Genomic DNA, 19,938 nt, shown 5'->3' on the forward strand with positions numbered 1-19,938 from the left:
ATGGATCTGGGGGAAAAGTGTTGAACGAGGGCGGGTACTAAGCCTTGTCGAAGCAGAGCGCCTATCTATTCGGCGATTTCCGGCTGTTGCCGGAGGCGCAGTCGCTCCTGCACAAGGGAAGGCCGGTCGCGCTCGGCGGGCGGGGCTTCGATATCCTCACCCTGCTGGTAGAGCGGGCCGGTGAAGTGGTCAGCAAGGCCGACCTGTTTGCCCACGTATGGCCCGGCTATATCGTCCACGACCATAATCTGAAGGTCAATGTCGGTAACCTGCGGCGCTCGCTTACCGACTGCGATCCGGCCGCGGACTATATCGCGACGATAGCCGGCCGCGGCTACAAGTTCGTGGGCGCGGTGGAGAGCGATCTTCCGGCACCGGTACGGCCCGTTTCTTTCCCCGCAAGTCACTACGCAGCGCCGCACGAGGTGCCGAAGCTGCTTGGCCGCGACGAGGCGATCCAGCAGATCTGCGGCCAGCTCGATCAACCCGGCTATGTCACCATCGTCGGGCCGGGGGGCGCCGGGAAAACCTCGCTTGCGGTCACGGCGGCCCGGCATTACCGCGGCGGACACGACGCCATTGCGTTTGTCGATCTCTCGACGATCGGCGATCCGCGCTTCGTCGTCCCTGCGATCGCCTCCGCTCTTGGCATCTCGCTCGGGCTCGACGACCCGGTCGGGGGCGTGATCGCCGTGCTCCGGGAGAAGGCACCGCTGCTAATCATCGACAATTGCGAGCATGTCATCGCCATGGCGGCGACGGTCGTCGAGCGGATATCATCGGAGGTTCCCGCCGCCTTTATCCTCGCAACCAGCCGCGAGCCCTTGCGCACGCGGCACGAGCAGATCCATTTCCTCTCCGGGCTCGCTTATCCGGACCAGGCGACCGCGCTTTCATCGAGCGAGGCATTGCAGTTTCCGGCTGTCCAGCTCTTCATCTCCAGGTCTCATGGCTCCGGCACGGCTGAACCGACGGAGGACTATGTCCGCAGCGTCGTCTCGATCTGCGCAAGGCTGGAGGGCCTGGCGCTCGCCATCGAGCTCGCCGCCGGCACGGCCCGTGCGCTTGCGCCTTCGGCGCTCGACGATCTCTTCAGGGACGGCTTCGGTTCGATGAGCCGGGGAGCACGGGACGCGCCTTTGCGCCACCAGACGCTCGAAGCCGCGCTCGACTGGAGCTACCGGCTTCTTCCCGATCGCGAGGCCGTCCTGCTCGGCCTGCTTTCGGTGTTTTCGGGCCGGTTCACTGCCGACGACGCGGAGGTCCTCTATTCCGCCGGCGCCCTCGACCCCGTAACGGGACGCGACGCGCTGTCCCAGCTCGTGGCGAAATCGCTCGTCTCGACGGACGATGACGGCGGAACCGTGCATTACAGGCTGGCCGAAAGCACCGGCGCCTATGCGGCGCAGCGTCTTTTCGGCTCGGGCCATCGGCAGCAGGCGAGGCGACAGGTCGCCATCCGGCTGCGGGACAAGCTGCAGATCGCCGAAAGGGAATGGTCTTCGCAGACGTCCCGCGAATGGCTGCGGAAATATCGCCGGACAATCGACGATGTCCGGGCTGCGATCGACTGGGCCTTCGATCCCGCCGGCGACGCGGAACTGGGCATCGAGCTGGTCGTGGCCGCACTGCCGCTATGGCAGGAGCTTTCGGCGTTCCGGGAAATGCTGGCGGCGATCGACCTTGTAGGCGAAAACAGCGCCGCACTCCTGAAGCTTCCGCCGCTGGGACGGGCGAAGCTGTTTACGGCGCGGGCCTGGGCGATGACGCTTGCCCGCCACATGCATCCGCAAACCGACAATGCCTGGCGCGAGAGCCTCTTTCATGCGAGCGGATCGCGCAATGCCGAACTCGAAATGCGCTCGGTCTGCGGACAGGCGGTCTTCTTCGCCTATTCCGGCCGGCCGCGCACGGCTTTGCGCCGTATGCGGGATTTCGCCGCGGAAAAGGGGCTCAACTGGTCGAGCGCGCCCGACGGCAAGCGGCTGCTCGCCCATATCGAGATCTATGCCGGCGAACTGGATTCGGCATCGAGCCATCTCGAGGCACTGATGGACGAATGGGGCGATCTGGAGGACGGGTACGGATTGTCCCGATTCCAGGTCGATCTGCCCACCGGAATTCGTCTGTCGCAGGCGCTTCTGTCGTGGTTGCAGGGAGAGCCTGATCGCGCCGCCCATCTGGCCGGCTATGCCATCGATCGGGCCGCGGATCTCGATCACATGATATCGCTCGGCAATGCGATCTCGCTTGCGGCGCTTCCGATCGCCTTCGTGGAGGGTGAGCTCGAAACCGCGTCCCGGCTTCAGCGGCAGCTGGATGACGTCGGACGACGCGAGAATGTCGGCATCTACGAGGGCACCGCCCTGTTCTTCGCCGGCGCCATTCAGGCCGCTCGAGGCGACGCAGCCGGCTTCACCGGGATGCAGGACAGCATTGCCGGATTGCTCCGGGGCGGCTGGCGCAATCGTGTGCCTTTCTACCGCAGTCTTCTGGCGGAAGCCTATATTGCCGCGGGCGAGATGCGCCTTGCGGAAGACAGCCTGCGTGCCGTGCTCACCGAAATCGGGATCCGCGAGGAGCGCTGGTGGCATCCGGATCTGAGGCGCGTCGCGGGAATGATCGAAGCCGGCAACGGCCGACCGGATAGGGCGACACGCTATTTCGAGAAGTCTCTGGACTGCGCCCGCGCCATGGGTGCGGGCGCCGCGGTCCGGCGGACGGAGCGTCTTATGGCGGCGCTCGGCTGATCTCCGGTTGCCGCACCAAGCGGATCTATCATGTCGCAAGCACCGGATGAGTCTGTCCCTGGCTTGCCTCCCTGGCCGCCTGCCGGGCACGGGCATAACTTTCGGCGACCGCCGCATAGTTTGGCGCGGCAAGCCCGTAGAGTTTTGCGAGTTCGGCGGCCTCGGGCCGCGCCCAGCTGCGATGGAGCTCGGACAGAAGGGCGTTGGCAGATGTGGGTTTGACGCCGCCCTGGACGAAGCGGGCGAGCGAAATGCGCGAGGCCATTTCGCTCGGATCCCCCGAGGCATCAAGTACGGCGTAGACGTCATAGCCGGCGGCGCGGGCGTCGAGCGCCGGAAACATGACGCAGACGCTGGTCCAGACGCCCGCCATGACGAGCGTCTTGCGGCCGGTCGCGCAGACCGTGGCGACGAAATCGTCATTGTCCCAGGCATTTATCTCGCCACTGCGCGGCACATAGACGGCGTGCGGCGCATATTCATGGATCTCCGGCATCAGCGGGCCGTTGGGGCCGGCAGGTTCCGAGGCGGTCGTGACGACCGGGATATTCAAAAGCGTGGCAAGCCTGGCGATCATCTCCACATTCCGGCGCAGATCGGAGACTGATATGTCCCTGACGGTCTGGAACAGGCCGGACTGGTGGTCCAGAAGCAGGATCAGGACGTCGGAGGGATCGATGAGGCTCATGCCGCCGCCCGTCGCAAGCACGCTCGACTTGGATTTGCTGTTATACATAGTCGTTCTCCGTCTCTGAGTTCCGGTTACCGGGCAAAAGGATTCGCGCGAGGAAGTCGCGCATGACGGGGATCATCTCGTGCGCCTTGTCTTCGAGGGCGAAATGTCCGGTATCGAAGAAATGAAGTTCGGCACCGGGCAGGTCGCGGAGGAAGGCGTGTGCGCCTTCGGCCAGGAAGATCGGATCGTTCTCGCCCCACAGGATCAGCGCCGGCGGCTGATGGGCGCGGAAATAGGCGTGAAAGGCGGGATAGAGCGCGACGTTGGTGCGGTAGTCGTAGATGATGTCCAGCTGGATTTCCTTCGCGCCCGGGCGGTCGAGGAAGAGCTGATCGTACAGCCATGCGGCGGGATCGACCCGGGCCTCGTCCCTCGTGCCGGCGAGATACTGGAAGCGCGTGCCCTCCAGCGACAGGAAGGGCCGCATCGCATCGCGGTTCGCCGGGCCGCTGTCGGCCCAGTAGGCGCGGGTCGGCACCCAGAAATCGCCCATGCCATCGTCATAGGCATTGCCGTTCTGGACGATCAGGGCCGTCACGCGGTCGGGATGAGCGAGCGCCAGGCGAAAGCCGGTCGGCGCGCCGTAATCCATGACATAGAGAGCGTAGCGCTCGGCGCCCAGCTGCTCGAGAAAGCGGGCGACGACATCGGAGAAGGCGGCAAAGCCGTATTCGAAGGCGGTCGGGGAGGGCATTTCTGACAGGCCGAAGCCTGGAAGATCGGGTGCGATGACATGATAGCGGTCGGCGAGCGCGGGAATGAGATTGCGGTACATATGCGACGAGCTCGGAAAGCCATGGAGCAACACGATGACGGGCGCGCCCTCCTCTCCCGCCTCGCGATAGAATATGTCGATGCCGGCGACGCGCGTGGTCCGGTGGCAGGTGACGGGGACGGTCATTGCCCGTCTCCCCGGATCGGCGTCGCCGAGGCAGCGGCCGTCAGGAATGCCGCGACTTCCTGCGGGTGCGACATCATCGCGGCGTGGCTGCTGTCGATCTCGGTGATGGATGCTCCTGCGCGCCGGGCCATCCGGCGCTGCGCGCTCGGCGGCACCATCCTGTCGGCCGAGGCGACGAGATAGAAACTGGGTTTGCTCCTCCAGGCGGCATGGGTCAAGGTCGCGACGACGGCCGAAAGGCCCCAGGGAAGCTGTGCCGCCGCCATGAACCGGGTGATCGCCGGGGAGACATCGGCTGCGAAGGCTTGCGGAAAACGGGCGGGGTCCACGATGAGGTAACCGTCCTGCGGGGGCAGCAATGGTGCCTTCGTCTCGCCGGGCTCTTCCGCAGCCTCGTTTAGTGCCGCGACAGATTCGCCGACATCCGGTACGAAAGCCGCGATATAGGCCAGTGCCTGAACCTTCGGATTGGCCCCGGCTTGCGTGATGACGGCCCCACCATAGCTGTGGCCGACAAGGAGAACCGGGTGACGAGCGGTGGCGATCAGATGCTCGACGGCGGCAACGTCCTCGCCGAGAGAGATGGTCGGGTGCTGGGCGACGAGGACTTCGAAGCCGAAGCCGGCAAGCTCGCCATGGACCTGTTGCCAGCCGGAGCCGTCGACGAAGGCGCCGTGCACGAGGACGATCGAGAGGGATGGCGCGCCGGCTGCCCGGGCGCCCGAAACGAAACGGGGCATGTCTCTTCCTTTCAAGGTGTTGTCGAGGGGGAAAGGCCGCAGGGCCGCCGGCCCTGCGGGACGCGTCACTTGCAGACCTTGCGGTCGAGGAAGTCCCGGATCAGCGGCGCCATCACGTCGAGTTTGTCTTCCAGGGCGAAATGTCCGCTGTCGAGAATATGCATTTCGGCGTCGGGGAGATCGCGGAGATAGGGATGCGCGCCGGATTCCGGGAAGATCTTGTCGTTCTTGCCCCAGACGATCAGCGTGGGCGGCTTGCGCTCGCGGAAGAAGGCCTGGAAATCCGGGTAGAGCGGAACATTGCTGCCGTAGTCGCCCAGGAGATCGAGCTGAATGTCCTTGTTGCCCGGCCGATCGAGCAGGGCCTGATCGACGACCCAGGTGTCGGGGCTAATCCGCGCGACATCGCCCATTCCGTCGGTGTATTGGAACTTCGTGGTTTCGAGCGTCACCAGGCCGGCGAGTGCTTCCCGGCGTTGCGGTGTCTTTTCGGCCCAGTACGCCTTGATCGGATCCCAGAAGGCGGCCAGGCCCTCAGTATAAGCATTGCCGTTCTGCACGATCAGGGATTCGACCCGCTCGGGATGCTTGAGCGCCAGCCTGTATCCAATCGGCGCGCCGTAATCCATGACATACATGCTGTACCGGTCGGCGCCGACCTTGTCGGTCAGTTTCTCGACGATGTCAGTCAGATGCGCGAATGTGTACTGGAACCTGGCATGGTCGGGCGCGTCGCTCTGACCATAGCCGGGATAGTCGGGCGCTATCACGCGGTAGCGGTCCGCAAGCAGCGGTATGAGGTTGCGGAACATGTGCGACGAGGTCGGAAAGCCGTGCAGGAGCAGGATGACCGGGGCGTCCTTGGGGCCGGCCTCGCGGTAGAAGACGTTCACGCCGTCGATCGACGTGCTCTTGTAGTCAATGACGGGAATTGCCCTGACGGAGGCGGTGATCGCGGTTTCCGGCAGGCAACGGGCTTCGGCGGCAAACGGAGCGGCGGCAACTAGCAGTGCAATGGCACTAACGAGATGTTTTTTCATGACCTTTTCCTCTTTAAGCGGGTGCAGGAAATTCTGCGCCTCTGGAGAAAAGGACTACCACCGGCAGGCTTTGGCCCTGGGATAAATAAGGGTAAAAAGTTGTAAGATCCGGGCTGGCCGAACGCACAATGAGCTGCTTGGATTGCCGATGAACAAACTTGCCAGCCAATGATCCAGAGATCTATTCCGATCCTTTTGATCGTTTCGCCCTGTGGTCGCTGATAACTAACCTTCCGTAAAACTAACGGTCTTTGCTGGAGAGTTGATAGAAGGGTGAGGGAAAAGATCACCGTGTCGACGGTTCGCTTCCCTTCAAGGCGGAGACGACGATATCAGCTCGGATGCAAGCTGGGGTCACATCCGAGCCGAATGGTTCCTTCGATGTTACGCAGCTTCCCAGACTTGATTGAGAATCTTCGCGGCGAGAGCGGCCTTGTCCTGCGGCAGGAAGCGACCGTAATGCTGCTGCACCACGTCCGGCGTATCCTGGATGGCGTAGCTTGCCTGTTCATAGGAACCAGTCTGCTTCAGGATATGTGTCGCTAGAACGTCCCTTAGGTTATGCGGCCCATGCGGCAAGAGGCCCTTGATCGCGCCGCGCCCTGTATAGGGATTGTAGATACCGTACCTCTGGATGACGTTTCTCCATGCCTCGTAGAAGGTGGTGGGGTTGTAGGCTGCGTCGATGCTGCTCGTCTTCACCGTTTTGACGAAGAGCGTCCCTGGATCCTTTGCGCCGTTAAGCAAGACACCTCGATGCCGGTCGATATACGCATCGAGGTGTTTGTAGAGGTCGAGCAGGTCCGGGAGGATCAGCCTGAACGGCTTCTGGCCGAAGAAAGAAGAGCCAGAGTTCTTGAACGCGACTGATGGGATAAGGACCTCCCACCCATGATCGCGATCACTCCAGCGCAGCTCCCCGCATTTCATGTCTTCAAGTCGGCGTTCCGAGGTCGGATAATGCCCTCGCGGGCACACACGCAATTGGCGGAGATTCTTCTGCCGTAGCCCAAGGTGCAGGCCAAGCCGAAGCAGTAGGAATGACCTGACGGCTTCTGCCGCTGGCCTCGGATATCTGCTTTCGTCCGGCATGCGTTTCAGGATCTCGTCTGTGATTTTACGATACTCCGCCAGAGGGCTCTCCGCTTCCAGCACGCACATGATCGGCTCAAACGGGTCACGATGGACACGCATGACGCGCTGGATCTCCTTGGATCGGCTGGCAGCATGCCGATGAAATGCATCACAGGCGCCGTGCCAGTCGCGGGCTGCGAACTCAATCTCTTCCTGCGCAATTATGCCCTCGATGGGCCTGACGTTCTGAAGCAGCGCCGGATGCTGTCGCAGCCAGCCTACATCGGTGCGGGTGAGGGATTGCGCGACCATGAGCATGTCCTCTTCCCACTTGGTGTAGAAGCCACGACGCTGTTCGCGCCACTGCAGATACCAGTCCCAAACGCCGGGGAAGATGAGAAGGCCGAAGCTCAGTTGGCTGACTGGCACGCCGCAGCCCCTCACTGCACCATTCGGTGAGGCCGCTAGCGCGCCGAACATCAGGCCGAGGTGTTCGATCTTCTGAGAGGCCGTTTCCTCACCCCAGACGCCATTTCGTTGAAAACCAATCGCCGTCAGTGTCGAGGTCTTGAAGCGGATTAGATCAGCCATTTCCATAGCAAGCCTCGGCGGTGCATCTACAACGCCAGACAGCAGATCGGGATCCTCCAGCTCCTGGGCGATGTTCTGATGGGCGCCGGCCGCCGACGCGAAGGATCGAGGTGAAAGAGTGCCCCCACCGTAAGTCACGCCAGGAAAGCGGATGGCGTAACGTTGTTTGATAGCCGCCGCCTGGTACCGGCGATACTCTGTCGAGCCGGAGATGATCACCCGCCGCACCCAATCGAGGATCTCTTGACGCTTGGTAAAGGGCAGGCTGCTGAAATCATCCGGCAGATGTAAGGAGATCCTGCGCCGCTCAGCGGCGCTGATATCGCCGAGATCATGACCGCAAAGCGAGCGCGCCTGATGCGGCAGCTTGTCTTTGAAATAGCCATATGGCAATCGGTAGCGCTGCTCGATGCGGCGGAGGATATCGAAGCTGGCGACAGATTGGGGCACGCGCTTGCCCTGGATCCAAGACAAGAGTGTCTTGTTGTCGAAGGTCTCGTTAAGACGAACAACAGCGCGGTAGAGCTGCCAATAGGTGTCACCGAACCGTCGCATGTGATAGACCAGAGCATCCCGAAAATTCACTGGATCTTCCGTCGCCTCAGACAACGGCTCCGGAAACGGGCTGACGGGCTTCGGTGCAGGCCCGCGCGGTACCGACGAACACCGAGCAATGGAGCCGTCGATGGCAGGGCGCTGTGGTTTCCTGGTGGATGGAGCGGCGGCCGACTTGCTTGACCCCGCCGTACGAACTCGCGTGGCTGGCCTATTCGACTGAACATCTTCCGCGGGCGACGCCCCCAGCCATCGGGTGATCGCATCCAGGCCTGGCCGGAGTTCCTTCTTCAACTCTGCAGTCAACTCGGTTTCGATTCCGCAGGCCTGCCCGATCGTGGTCCAGTCGATACGGCCATTCAGGATCGGAGGCGGCTTTCGGTAGATGATCAAGCTTATTAGAAAGGGCCGAACATTCTCCAGCACTCGTTTGGATGCAATCGGTGCGATGCGCAGCTCGCAAAAGTCAGAGATCTTTCGCTGAAAATGACGTGATGAAATGTCTTGTTTGGTCATGCTCATTCCGTTTCTCTCGGCACCAGTGCCGAGGGCGAGCGGGAATAGGAGTGCAGTTTTAAGAAAGGATGTATCGAATGCGGCACGTTGAGCGCCGCTGAGTCATTTGCAATGAGTCCATATAGTTTGCTGGCGACCTGCGCTCGGAAGATCGATGATCGTACCCGTTGATTAAGCGCGCTTATCTAAGTCAGACGCTTAATTAAATGATACGCCTCTTGTTTAAATAAGAGGTGAGACTGATACTGGAGATATGTTTGATTCCCAATCCAGTCCTCGCCTCGGTCGCTTCGTAGAGACGGTCGCTGCCAGTGAAACGGTACGAGCGTTCGTGCCTCCGCCATTGCCACCCGAGCCACCTATCGACGTGCTCTCCCTTCTAGAGCGTCTCAGCCTGGCAGAGCGCGCGCTCGGGCGCCTGGATGGGATCACAATGTTGCTGCCGCGGCAGGAGCTGTTCCTTTATATGTATGTGAGAAAAGAAGCTGTTCTTTCCTCACAGATTGAAGGCACGCAGTCGACGCTTTCCGATCTCTTGCGGTTTGAGACTGAAGCGCAAGCGGGGCAGCCGGTTGATGATATTCGTGAAGTCTCCAACTACGTCGACGCGATGATGTACGGCTTGGAGCGGCTGAAAACGCTGCCCATGTCGTTGCGCCTGATCCGCGAGATGCACGCCAGGCTTCTACAGAGTGGGCGAGGGGGCACTAAGGATCCAGGAGAGTTTCGCCGCTCGCAAAATTGGATTGGCGGCACGCGCCCCGGTAACGCGCTCTTCGTGCCTCCACCCGTCACGGAAATGGCCGCTTGTCTGGATGCGTTCGAGCGTTTCATGCATGATGACCAATCGCGGTTGCCGGCGCTAATCAAAGCAGGTCTGCTGCACGTTCAATTCGAAACGATCCATCCATTTCTCGATGGCAATGGCCGTATAGGCCGCTTGCTAGTGACCCTATACCTCTGCATGAACGGCGTTCTACGCAAGCCATTGCTCTACCTCAGTCTTTACCTGAAATCCCATCGGAGGGAATATTATCGACTACTGCAAGAGGTTCGCGAACATGGAAACTGGGAGGCTTGGTTGGACTTTTTCCTGACTGGGGTGGCCGACACCGCCAATCAGGCGTTTGAGGCTGCGACCCAGATTGTGGATCTCTTCAAGGAAGATCGGGAGCGCATTACCACGGAGAGTGATAGAGCGGGATCAGCACTTCGTATTCACGGGCTTTTCCAGCAGAATCCTTTTCTCACGGCGAACCAGGTTGTCCAAATTACAGGTCTGTCCGCACCGACGGTCAATGCAGCACTCGCGGATCTGGAGCGGTTGGACATCGTCGACGAGGTGACGGGCCGCAAACGTGGCCGGGTATTCAGCTACCGAAGATATCTTGCAATTCTCAGCGAAGGCACCGATCCTCTTCCTCTCAGTTCATGACAGACAGGTGGGTCGAAGGTTCGATCTTCATCGAGGCGCCCGGCACTTTGAAAAGCCCAGGGTCGTCCTCGATCAACATCTTCTTTGATGCTCCGTTTGCGCCCTCGACAATAGTCGTCGCGCAACGGTGGTCCGACAGGGGGCCGTCATCTGTTGACGACGCCGGCTTCATTGCGCTAACGTTAGCAAAAATGGAGATCGAAATGAAGATTGTGCGCTACCGGGCCGTCGACGGAATTCACTATGGGATCGAAACTGAGGATAGGATTGAGCGGATCGCCGGCGATCCGTTCGAGGCTGTCGAGCGGACGGGAAAGGTGGATCGCCTTGCCGACGTCAGTCTGCTGTGCCCGGTCGAACGGCCCCGGATATTCGGCGTCGCTTACAATTACCGGCAGCACACCGATGAGTCCGGAAAAGAGCAACCCACACTTCCGGTGCTGTTCATGAAGCCGAGCACGGCAGCGAGCGGCAATGGAGATGCCATTGAATATCCGAGCGATGGCGAAATTGTTCATTACGAGGCTGAGCTGGTGGCCATCATCGGCAAGGGCGGGCGCCACATCGGCAAGGAGCAGGCCCTAACGCACGTCCTCGGCTATACATGCGGCAACGATATCAGCGACCGTATCATCCAGCGGCAGGAAAGCAAGTTCGGCTGCCTGCTGGCCGGCAAAGGTTACGATACGTTCGCGCCGATGGGGCCGGCCATTGTGACGGATCTCGATCCGACGAGCCTTGACGTCGTCCTTCGTCAGAACGGCGCCGTGAAACAGTCGGGCAATACGCGAGACCTCGTCTATTCGGTTGCCGACATAGTTGCCTACTTGAGCCGCTTCATGACGCTGCTGCCCGGCGATGTGATCATGACCGGGACGCCCGCGGGCGTTGGGCCGATCGTTCCCGGCGACGAACTCAAGGTAGAGATTCCCGGTATCGGCATCTTGACGAATCCAGTGGTTGCGGCACCGCACTAACCGGGATTCTTGCAGGGGTTCGGCTGCGGCCGAAAATTCCGATTGACCTTGGGATCTCCAGCGTTATTAATGCTAACGTTAGCACCTGTTGAGCGGCCGGTTCCGCACCGGGCCACCTTGAACAGGGAGATTGCGAAGACAAAGCTGAGGGTGAAGAAATGGCACGCGTAAAATATGTCTCGAATACGGAACTGGCCGAGACGCAGCCAGCGCTCAATGAGCGCTTGCTGAAGGAGAGGAAAGTTCCGACCGGAAATATCTTCCTGGCGCTCGCCAACGCTCCCGCGATCCTCGATGATTTCCTCACTTACGCCAATGCGGTGCGGGCCGCCGACCTCAGCCCGAAGCTGCGGGAGATGGCAATCCTCACGGTCGGGTACTGCACAAACTCCGAATATGAGGTGAAGCATCACCACTCTCATGGGCTAAAGGCCGGCCTGACGGAGGAGCAGTTCCATGCAATTCCGCATTTCGAGACCTCGGATCTCTTTGACGAGCAGGAAAAGGCTGTGATGGCTTTTGCCAAGGAATCGACGCTGAACGTCGACGTTTCCGATGAAGTGTGGAACGGAGTCGCAAAGTTCCTGTCGGAGAAGCAGCTTGTCGAGCTCTCGATCAATGTCGCCTGGTACAATTCCGGCGTTCGCCTCATGGGCGCGCTGAAGATCGACCTTGAAGAGGGATACCGCTGAGCAGGCGGGCGGCGCGCAAGCCGCGCCGCCTCGGCTTGCCGCATGATCTTGGCGGCGCTCATCAAGATATTCCAGAGCTTTCAGCGTCCGGCCCTGGATGCGGGATGAATCGCAGCCGATCGAAGAGAGGTGCGTGTCGCCGGACGGGCGCCTCTCTCCGATCCCGCTTGCAGCGGGAGATCTCCGGCCTGCCGGCGTTTCACGGTGCGCCCGTGCTGCCGCGGATGACCAGTTGGGGCGGGGAGATGAAGCTGTAGGGCTTGCTGAGGTCGCCCTTGTTCTGAAGGTGGTGCAGGAACCAAAGCCCGCAGGCGGTCGCCAATTCCGAAACGGGCAATTGCACTGTCGTCAGTCCCGGGCCCCACCATCGATAGCCAAGCTCATCGCCAAATCCGACGACCGAGATATCTCGAGGAACGTTCAAGGCCTGGTCCTGGATTTCGTCAATGACTCCGGAGGTGTTTTGAACTGCGCCGATCACCAGCGCCGTCGGTCGATCCTTTAGGGAAAGCAGGCGGCGCACGGCTTCCCGCCCGAATTCGGGCGAGGAGGGCGCGCCAAGCTCCTCGTGAACGGTAATGGCTCGGTCGGCGCTTTTGACGGCGTCCCGGAAACCCTGCACGCGCGCCGCGCCGGTGGGCAGTTCTTCCGTGCCGCCGATATAGGCGACGCGTTTATGACCTGCATTGATGATGTGTTCGGTGCTCTCGTAAAGCGCCCGTCTGTCATCGATCCCAAACCATTGGTCGCCGAGCAGCGGCGCCTTTCGCAGCAATTGGATATGAGGTGTCATCTTCAGGATTCGCGCGGAATCGGGATGAGGTTTTGCGCTCGGGACCAGAATGATCCCGGCGACGTTGACGCTCGTGAGTTCCCTGATGTGGCGAAGCTCGTGCATTCTGTCGTCATCGGTTTCGCACAAGGTCAGCTGGTAGTTCGCCGAAAGAAGGCACTGCGAGAGGGCATGGGCAATCGTTGAGTAAAAGCTGTTGCGGATATCCGGAACGATCAGCCCGACGAGATTGCTCTGCACCCCGCGCATCATGCGTGCGGCACGATTGGCAACATAGCCCGCTTGAGCGGCGGCTTCGTTCACCTTTCGCTTCATCTCGGCGCTGATGCGGCGATCGTCGGCCAGGGCGCGGCCTACGGTCGAGGGGGAAACTTGAAGTATCGCGGCGATGTCTTTAATTGTTACCATCGTGTCTGGCTCGGAATTGTCGCTTTGGCCAACGATAGCATTGGCGTCGCGGTTGTCAAACGTTCTATACCGTTTAAGTAGCAATCATTTGATTTTTCGCCCCCATGACTTGGCCGGCGTCGCCGATCGCGATGTTAAGTAAAATCTTTCAGACACTTACGTCTATCGGTCTGGATTACTGCGCCGACGGTGGCGCGCTCGCGCAGGCGCTTCGAAGCCAATTAACTTCTTCAAAGCCGTTGACAGGAGGCCCTCGCTGTGGGACGAATGTTTGTGCAAACGTTAGCGCAAACGGGAGGAGGCATAACGTATGGATATTCTGGTGTTCCTGGCATCGATCATCGCGTCCGCAGAGGGACGTAGATTCTGATGACCGTCGCTCTTTTCCTGCAATCCGCTGTCGGCGGCGTCCTGTTGGGCGGGATCTATGGCCTGCTGGCGATGGGTCTCAGCCTGAGCTGGGGCCTGTTGAAGCTTGTGAACCTCAGCCACTTCGCGCTGGCGTTCCTCGGCGCGTACCTCACCTACCAGCTCGGCACCGTCTATGGCGTTCCGGCATATTTGAGCGCTCTTCTGATTGCTCCGCTGTTCTTCGTGCTCGGCATTGCCCTGCACAGCGTGTTCGTGCGCTTCAAGGTGAAGGAATTCGCCTCTCTCCTGGTGACGTTCGGCGTCACGATCCTGATCGAATCGATGATCCAGTGGATCTGGTCGGCCGACTTTCTTCGCTACGAAACGCCGTATGCGCAGACCACCATCCGGCTGGGTCCGATCTTCGTGCCTGTATTGGATCTTTCCGCCTTTGCCTGCGCCGGCCTGCTTGCTGGAGTGGCCTGGTACGCGTTGAACAAGACCATGCTCGGCAAGGCGCTGCGTGCCGCCGCCCATGACGCTCCCGTGGCGTCGGCTTTCGGAATCAATTCCACCCGCGTGTCATACATTCTGGCTGGCCTTTGCTCGGCGACGGCGGGTATCGCGGGTGTCTTCATCGCCCTGATCGGAACTTTGGCTCCATCTCAAATCGAGGCCTGGATCGGGGTCGTATTTGCCGTCGCCATCATTGGAGGATTGGGCAGCCCCATCGGCGCGCTGGGTGCCGGAATGCTTATCGGCGTGGCCGAGAGCCTTACCATGTCCGTCGTGAACCCCGCTTGGGCGCCGCTCGTGGCATTCAGCGTGCTCATCGTCATCCTCCTGCGCAAACCGGTGATTTGACCATGAAAAAGCTCCTGATCGCAGCGCCTGTCGCGGCCGTCCTGGCCTCCCTGCCTTACCTGGGAATGGCGGACTATTACCTCTCCTACCTGTACATCATCTTCTTCTGGGTCGTGCTGGCGACGAGCTGGGGCATCCTGAGCGGTTACACCGGCTACTGGAGTTTCGGTCACGCCGCATTTTTCGGGATCGGGGTCTACACGACCGCCACGCTGGCGACGCAGCTGTCATGGCCTTTCGTCGCGACGATACCTGCGGCGGCGCTGCTTGCGGCGGCGGTCGCCGTTCTGATCGGCTTGGTCGTCTTTCGCTCGGGAGCCTTGCGCGGCGAATTCTTCGCGCTGCTGACGCTGTCGGTGACGTTCGTTATCGCGGCCATTGTGTCGAACACCGCGCTGGACTCGGGCACCGGCGTATTCCTCTCGGGGATCGAAATCCCGATGATTGGTGCAACGGCGTCCGGCTCCCTCTACATGTTCGGGCTTATCGCGGCTCTTGCCGCGCTGGCGACGTCCTATTTCATCTTTCACAGCAAATTCGGTCAGGGCCTGCTCGCAATCCACGACGATGAAGACGTTGCGGAAGTGAAAGGCGTTCCGACGTTCCGCTATAAGCTGATCTCGTTTGCGGTCTCATCGGCGCTAGCCGGCGCAATGGGTGCGATCCACGCCGTATATGTCGGTTACGTCACGGTCGGCGAGACATTTGCGGTGACCGTTCCTCTTTATGTCGTGCTCATGAGCATTCTTGGCGGAGCCCGCCATTGGGCTGGGCCTGCGATCGGCGCGGTCATCATCACCGTGCTGCAGAGCGCTATCGTCAGCGGCGCTCATGCGGAATTCGGCCGCGCGGGCGTGGCTCTTGCGCTGATCGTCGTCATCCTGGTGCTGCCGTCCGGCATCGTTCCCAGCCTTGTTCGCAGGTTTGCCGGCAGGCGTAACGGAGCTGGCGCGCCGGCAGAGACCGCTGAGGCCGTTACGCAGTTTGCGCCTTCGGCGGCGGCAGGTTCCGGTCCCGTGCTTCTCAAATGCGAGGATGTCACCAAATCCTTTGGCGGTATCCGTGCCTTGACCGGCGTGACCCTGGATGTCTGGCGGGGTGAAATCCTGGCCCTGGTTGGGCCAAACGGCTCCGGCAAGTCCACGCTGATCAATATGATCAGCGGCCACTACGCCATGACCTCCGGCAAGATCACCCTGGAAGGTGAGGAGATTTCCGGTCGATCACCGCATCTGATCGCGCAGCAGGGCGTGGCACGCACCTATCAGATCCCGCGCCTGTTCGATAACCTGACGGTCCTCGAAAACGTGCGGCTCTGCGCGAAGTTCGGCAGCGCGGATGGCATGGCCGCAGCTGCTGTCGAGGCGGTCACCAGGGAAGCGCTCGCCTTCACCGGCCTTGCCGGCAAGGCCAACGTGCTTCCCGAAACATTGAACCTGCATGACCGAAAGTTTGTCGAATTCGCCAGAGCACTGGCCGCAAAACCGCGGCTGCTCCTGCTCGATGAGGTGCTTTGCGGCTTGAATCCGGCCGAGGTCGACCACGCGGTCGAAATGATCAAGCGGATCAAGGCCGGTGGCACGACGATTATCTTCGTCGAACACCTCATGCGTGCGGTTGTCGCACTGGCGGACCGTGTCGCGGTGCTGGATCAAGGCAAAGTTCTGGCGCTTGGGCATCCAGGCGAAACGATGCGGGATCCGGCTGTGGTTAGCGTATATCTGGGAGGCAGTCATGCTGCTTGAGGTCGATAAGATCGAGGTCGGCTACGGAGACGCGATCGCTCTGTGGGACTTGTCCGTCAGTGTAAGGCCGGGCGAGATCGTTTCGGTCGTCGGACCGAACGGCGCGGGGAAGAGCACGCTGGTAAACGCCATCGCCGGCATTCTTCGCCCGCACAAAGGAAAGATCGTTATCGAGGGCAACGACGTTTCCAAGGTGCCGAGCCACCGGGTCTGCGATTACGGCATCGCGGTGGTCCCGGAAGGGCGGCGTCTCTTCACGGCGATGACGGTCCTGGACAACCTGTTGCTCGGTGCCTACCGATCGCTCGCCCGTGCGGAGCGCGATGCCACGCTCGCTGAAGTGTTTCAGCTTTTTCCTGTGTTGAAAGAGCGCCAGGATTCGCTGGCAGGTTCCTTGTCGGGTGGGCAGCAGCAAATGGTTGCGATTGGCCGCGGCCTGATGGCCAAGCCGCGCGTGCTGCTCATGGACGAGCCGTCACTCGGGCTGTCGCCTCTGATCGTCGGGGAAATGTTCAAAATCATTCAGATGATCAATGAGCGGGGCGTAGCCGTGCTGCTCGTCGAGCAGAACGTGAACAAGGCGCTTGAAATCGCCCATCAGGCCTACGTCATCGAGCAGGGCCGGGTGACGGCCTCCGGAGCGCCCGAGGTTCTGATCAATGATCCAAGCATCAGGGAGGCGTATCTTGGTATCTGAAAATTCGAGCGGGAGAGTTCCCGCGCATATCAGGCGCGTCGTCACGAAGCACGGCAGTCAGGGTTTCGCCGGGTTCGCTGAGGACGGCGCCGTTCCGCGCACTGATATATTCAGAACGGTCCCCGGACTGGTATCGCGGATGGTCTGGTCGACGTCGGCTTCCACGAGGGTTCCATTCGACGGAACCGATCCAACGCCGCTGGTGACGAGCTTCGTTCCAGAGCCGGGCGAAACGCGTTTTCTAGTGCTAACGTTCCCACCGGATGCCGTTTTCATGTCTCCGGATTTCAATGGCCCGGCGGCTATGGCGGAAAATTTGGCGGTCAGTCCAGGTTTGGCCGAACGCTTCGAACCGGATGGCAAACATCAAACGCCGACCGTCGATTACGGCATCGTTCTCGACGGCGAGATCTGGATGGAGCTCGACGATGGCAATGAGACCCGCCTCGGCCAGTTCGACACCTTCGTCCAGAACGGTACGCGTCACGCGTGGCGAAACAAAAGCGACAGACCGGCAACCATCGCCGTGGTGCTGGTTGGCGCACGGACCGCCGATACGACGGATTAAGATGACGGCCTGCGAGCCTCGATGATCCAAAATCTCAATCTGACTTATGGACCAATTGAACATGACCAACACCGAAATCCGAAAAGTTCAGGGCCGTCGCGTCTGGGATTCCCGTGGCCGGCCCACCGTCGAGGTAGAGATCGAGCTGGCGTCCGGCGCCATCGGCCGCGCCATTGCGCCTGCCGGCGCATCGACCGGCACCGGCGAAGCTCTCGATCTGCGCGACGGCGGCAGCGCCCTTGCCGGCTTGGGCATCAACAAGGCCCTGGCTGCCGTCAACGGCGAAATCGCCAAGTTGCTGGTTGGCCGGGACGCCAGGCTTCAAGCCGAGCTGGACCGAGCCATCATCGAGCTGGATGGCACCCAGAACCGGAGCAGGCTGGGCGGGAATGCATCGGTCGCAACGTCGATGGCCCTGCTTCACGCCGCCGCGGCCGCGGCCGATCAACCGATCTGGCGATATCTCGCGGGCTCCGACAAGGGAATTACCATGCCGTTGCCGGAAATCCAGATTTTTGGCGGCGGAGCGCACGCAGCGCGCCGGGTCGACGTTCAGGATTTCATGATCATGTGCCCTGCCGCCTCGACCTTCTCGGAGGCTTTGGAGTGGACCGCCGAGGTCTACCGCGCCGCGGGCGACATCATGAAGCGGGCCGGCAAGCTCCAGGGCGTGGCGGATGAGGGAGGCTACTGGCCGGCCTTCACCAGCAATGAGGAGGCTCTGGATGCCTTGGTGCGGTCGATCGAAGCTGCCGGTCTGAAGCCGGGCGGCGAAGTGGCGATATCGCTCGACATCGCGGCTTCCGAATTCGGCCGGGAAGGCAGGTATTCGCTGGCACTGGAAGATCGGCAGCTCGATACGGCCGAGATGATCGACATGCTTGGCGGCTGGCTGAAGGCCTATCCGATCGTCTCGATCGAGGATCCGCTCGCCGAGGACGATCCGGACGGCTTCAAGGAATTTACCGCCCGCTACGGCTCCAGATGCCAGATCATCGGCGACGACTTCTTCGTGACGAACGCGGCGCGGGTAACCGAAGCGATCAGGGATAAAAGCGCCAATGCCGTTCTGATCAAGCCGAACCAGGCGGGCACGATCACCGAGACCTTCGAGGCGCTCGCCGTCGCCAAGAAGGCGGGTTTTCGGACAATCGTTTCGGCGAGATCCGGCGAGACGGAAGATGTGACGATCGCCCATCTCTCGGTCGGCTGGAATGCCAAGCAGCTCAAGGTCGGCTCGTTCTCCCGTTCCGAGCGGATGGCCAAGTGGAACGAGGTTCTCCGGATCGAGGAGGCGCTTGGAACAGAGGCTTCGTTCGCCGGGTGGTCGGCGCTGGATCTGGCTGAAAACCCGGCCGCCGTTGCCGCCGTAGGCTAGAATTTGGATGGGCCGGCTGCGGGTCTCGCTTAAAAACAGGCGTTGACAAAACACCCGACCGTTTTATGCTAACGTTAGCAAAACGAGATGAGGATGACATGCTTCCGGCTGTTAATTTGAAACCTCCCTTCAACATCACGCGCTTCAGCCACGTCGTGCTCGAGGTCAACGATGTGGGACGCAGCCGGGATTTCTATGTCAATGTCGGCGGCCTCGTCGAAACGGAATTCGCTGATGGTGTCTCCTACCTCCGCGGACTGTCCGAGGCCTGCCACCACAGCCTCGTGCTCGCACCCGCCGGCGGCAAGCCGGCGTGCAGGCGGATCGGTTACAGGGTGTTCCTGGAGGAGGATCTCGACAAGGCCAAGATCTTCTTCGAGGAGAAGGGGCTTCCGGGGGAATGGGTCGAAGTTCGAAACCAGGGGCGGACCTTGCTTGTCAGCGATCCCTCGGGGGCTCGCGTCGAGCTTTGCTCCGGCATGAGCGTCCATCCCCGCAAGTTTCTCGAGGTGCACGAACATCGCGGCGCCCGAGCCCAGGGCCTCGACCATTGCCAGGTCATCGTCGCCGATCCGCTCGGTCTGAGCGCGTTCTACGGCGAACTCGGTTTCCGGACGTCGGAATATATCGCGGCGGGCGACGATCTCATTGCGAACTTCATGTATCGCAAAGGCGTCTGCCTCGACCTGGCTTTGGTGCCCGGCATCGGCCCGCGGCTGCACCATTTTGCCTACACGGTTGCGGATAGCAGCGACATCTTCGCCGTCTGCGACTTTGCCAGCCGTTACGGCTATGGAGACAGCGTCGAACGCGGGCCCGGCCGCCATGGCCCTTCGGGAGTCCTGTTCGTCTATCTGCGCGATCCGGACGGGCACCGGGTGGAGTTCTTCAACAATCACTACACCACGATAGACGCTGAATTGGAGCCCATTCGCTGGGACGCGGCATCCCTGAGCACCAATGTCCATTGGGGCATGCCGGCCACCTCGAAGTGGTTCTTCGAGGCCAGCGAGTTTACGGGAGTGCCGTTGGAGCGCCCGGAGAAGATGCCCAACCCGATGACGCTGGAACGCTATGCAGAAGGGCTCGCGAAGAGCTGAGACCTGCCGCCGGCGGGCAGGAGACCG

At 61.1% G+C, this 19,938-nt stretch carries 16 protein-coding genes; 10 read left to right on the forward strand and 6 right to left on the reverse strand.

Annotation, left to right across the window (positions count from 1 at the left end):
* The first annotated feature begins 44 nt into the window (after positions 1–44).
* A complete protein-coding gene (locus RHEC894_RS24240; RefSeq protein ID WP_085739547.1) occupies positions 45–2,750 on the forward strand; it encodes a winged helix-turn-helix domain-containing protein in 2,706 nt (901 codons plus the stop codon).
* A gap of 28 nt (positions 2,751–2,778) precedes the next feature.
* Here RHEC894_RS24240 and RHEC894_RS24245 read toward each other — a convergent pair whose 3' ends face one another.
* From RHEC894_RS24245 to RHEC894_RS24265, 5 genes are all read right to left on the reverse strand, one after another.
* Positions 2,779–3,486 carry an isochorismatase family protein gene (locus RHEC894_RS24245; RefSeq protein ID WP_085739548.1) on the reverse strand — a complete coding sequence of 236 codons (708 nt, stop codon included), beginning with the start codon at positions 3,484–3,486 and terminating at the stop codon, positions 2,779–2,781.
* Positions 3,479–4,387: an alpha/beta hydrolase gene (locus tag RHEC894_RS24250; protein ID WP_085739549.1), complete on the reverse strand. Its 909-nt coding sequence runs from the start codon at positions 4,385–4,387 to the stop codon at positions 3,479–3,481. The genes RHEC894_RS24245 and RHEC894_RS24250 overlap by 8 nt, the downstream gene beginning before the upstream one ends.
* Positions 4,384–5,127: an alpha/beta hydrolase gene (locus RHEC894_RS24255; RefSeq protein WP_085739550.1), complete on the reverse strand. Its 744-nt coding sequence runs from the start codon at positions 5,125–5,127 to the stop codon at positions 4,384–4,386. The genes RHEC894_RS24250 and RHEC894_RS24255 overlap by 4 nt, the downstream gene beginning before the upstream one ends.
* Before the next feature lie 65 nt (positions 5,128–5,192).
* Positions 5,193–6,167, reverse strand: coding sequence for an alpha/beta hydrolase (locus tag RHEC894_RS24260; protein ID WP_085739551.1), 975 nt, complete (start codon positions 6,165–6,167; stop codon positions 5,193–5,195).
* 384 nt (positions 6,168–6,551) lie between these two features.
* Positions 6,552–8,903 (reverse strand): hypothetical protein, encoded by a 2,352-nt coding sequence (locus RHEC894_RS24265; RefSeq protein WP_206427942.1) that lies wholly within the window; start codon positions 8,901–8,903, stop codon positions 6,552–6,554.
* Between the two features lie 253 nt (positions 8,904–9,156).
* Between RHEC894_RS24265 and RHEC894_RS24270 the strand changes: the two genes are divergently transcribed.
* The 3 genes from RHEC894_RS24270 (at position 9,157) to RHEC894_RS24280 (ending at position 12,007) form a co-directional block, all read left to right on the forward strand.
* On the forward strand, positions 9,157–10,338 hold the full coding sequence (locus RHEC894_RS24270) for a Fic family protein (protein ID WP_085739553.1): 1,182 nt from the start codon (positions 9,157–9,159) through the stop codon (positions 10,336–10,338).
* A complete protein-coding gene (locus tag RHEC894_RS24275) occupies positions 10,335–11,315 on the forward strand; it encodes a fumarylacetoacetate hydrolase family protein (RefSeq protein WP_245339555.1) in 981 nt (326 codons plus the stop codon). Before RHEC894_RS24270 ends, RHEC894_RS24275 begins: the two co-directional genes overlap by 4 nt.
* A gap of 158 nt (positions 11,316–11,473) precedes the next feature.
* Positions 11,474–12,007: a carboxymuconolactone decarboxylase family protein gene (locus tag RHEC894_RS24280; RefSeq protein WP_085739554.1), complete on the forward strand. Its 534-nt coding sequence runs from the start codon at positions 11,474–11,476 to the stop codon at positions 12,005–12,007.
* A gap of 199 nt (positions 12,008–12,206) precedes the next feature.
* On the opposite strand, the gene RHEC894_RS24285 is transcribed toward RHEC894_RS24280, so the two are convergent.
* A complete protein-coding gene (locus RHEC894_RS24285; protein WP_085739555.1) occupies positions 12,207–13,208 on the reverse strand; it encodes a LacI family DNA-binding transcriptional regulator in 1,002 nt (333 codons plus the stop codon).
* Positions 13,209–13,577: 369 nt separating this feature from the next.
* Here RHEC894_RS24285 and RHEC894_RS24290 point away from each other — a divergent pair, with 369 nt between their 5' ends.
* The 6 genes from RHEC894_RS24290 (at position 13,578) to RHEC894_RS24315 (ending at position 19,911) form a co-directional block, all read left to right on the forward strand.
* Positions 13,578–14,423 carry a branched-chain amino acid ABC transporter permease gene (locus RHEC894_RS24290; protein ID WP_206427938.1) on the forward strand — a complete coding sequence of 282 codons (846 nt, stop codon included), beginning with the start codon at positions 13,578–13,580 and terminating at the stop codon, positions 14,421–14,423.
* Positions 14,360–16,168: a branched-chain amino acid ABC transporter ATP-binding protein/permease gene (locus RHEC894_RS24295; RefSeq protein WP_245339556.1), complete on the forward strand. Its 1,809-nt coding sequence runs from the start codon at positions 14,360–14,362 to the stop codon at positions 16,166–16,168. The genes RHEC894_RS24290 and RHEC894_RS24295 overlap by 64 nt, the downstream gene beginning before the upstream one ends.
* The gene (locus RHEC894_RS24300) at positions 16,158–16,865 is read left to right on the forward strand and encodes an ABC transporter ATP-binding protein (protein WP_085739558.1); all 708 of its coding nucleotides are present in this window, start codon (positions 16,158–16,160) and stop codon (positions 16,863–16,865) included. The genes RHEC894_RS24295 and RHEC894_RS24300 overlap by 11 nt, the downstream gene beginning before the upstream one ends.
* The gene (locus tag RHEC894_RS24305) at positions 16,855–17,433 is read left to right on the forward strand and encodes a cupin domain-containing protein (RefSeq protein WP_085739559.1); all 579 of its coding nucleotides are present in this window, start codon (positions 16,855–16,857) and stop codon (positions 17,431–17,433) included. The genes RHEC894_RS24300 and RHEC894_RS24305 overlap by 11 nt, the downstream gene beginning before the upstream one ends.
* Before the next feature lie 61 nt (positions 17,434–17,494).
* Positions 17,495–18,811, forward strand: a complete 1,317-nt coding sequence (gene eno / locus RHEC894_RS24310; protein ID WP_085739687.1) for a phosphopyruvate hydratase — start codon at positions 17,495–17,497, stop codon at positions 18,809–18,811.
* 98 nt (positions 18,812–18,909) lie between these two features.
* Complete coding sequence (locus RHEC894_RS24315; RefSeq protein WP_085739560.1) at positions 18,910–19,911, forward strand: VOC family protein; 1,002 nt, start codon at positions 18,910–18,912, stop codon at positions 19,909–19,911.
* The last annotated feature ends 27 nt before the right edge of the window (positions 19,912–19,938 follow it).

The organism is Rhizobium sp. CIAT894, from assembly GCF_000172795.2.
In the GTDB taxonomy this organism is placed as follows: Bacteria; Pseudomonadota; Alphaproteobacteria; order Rhizobiales; family Rhizobiaceae; genus Rhizobium.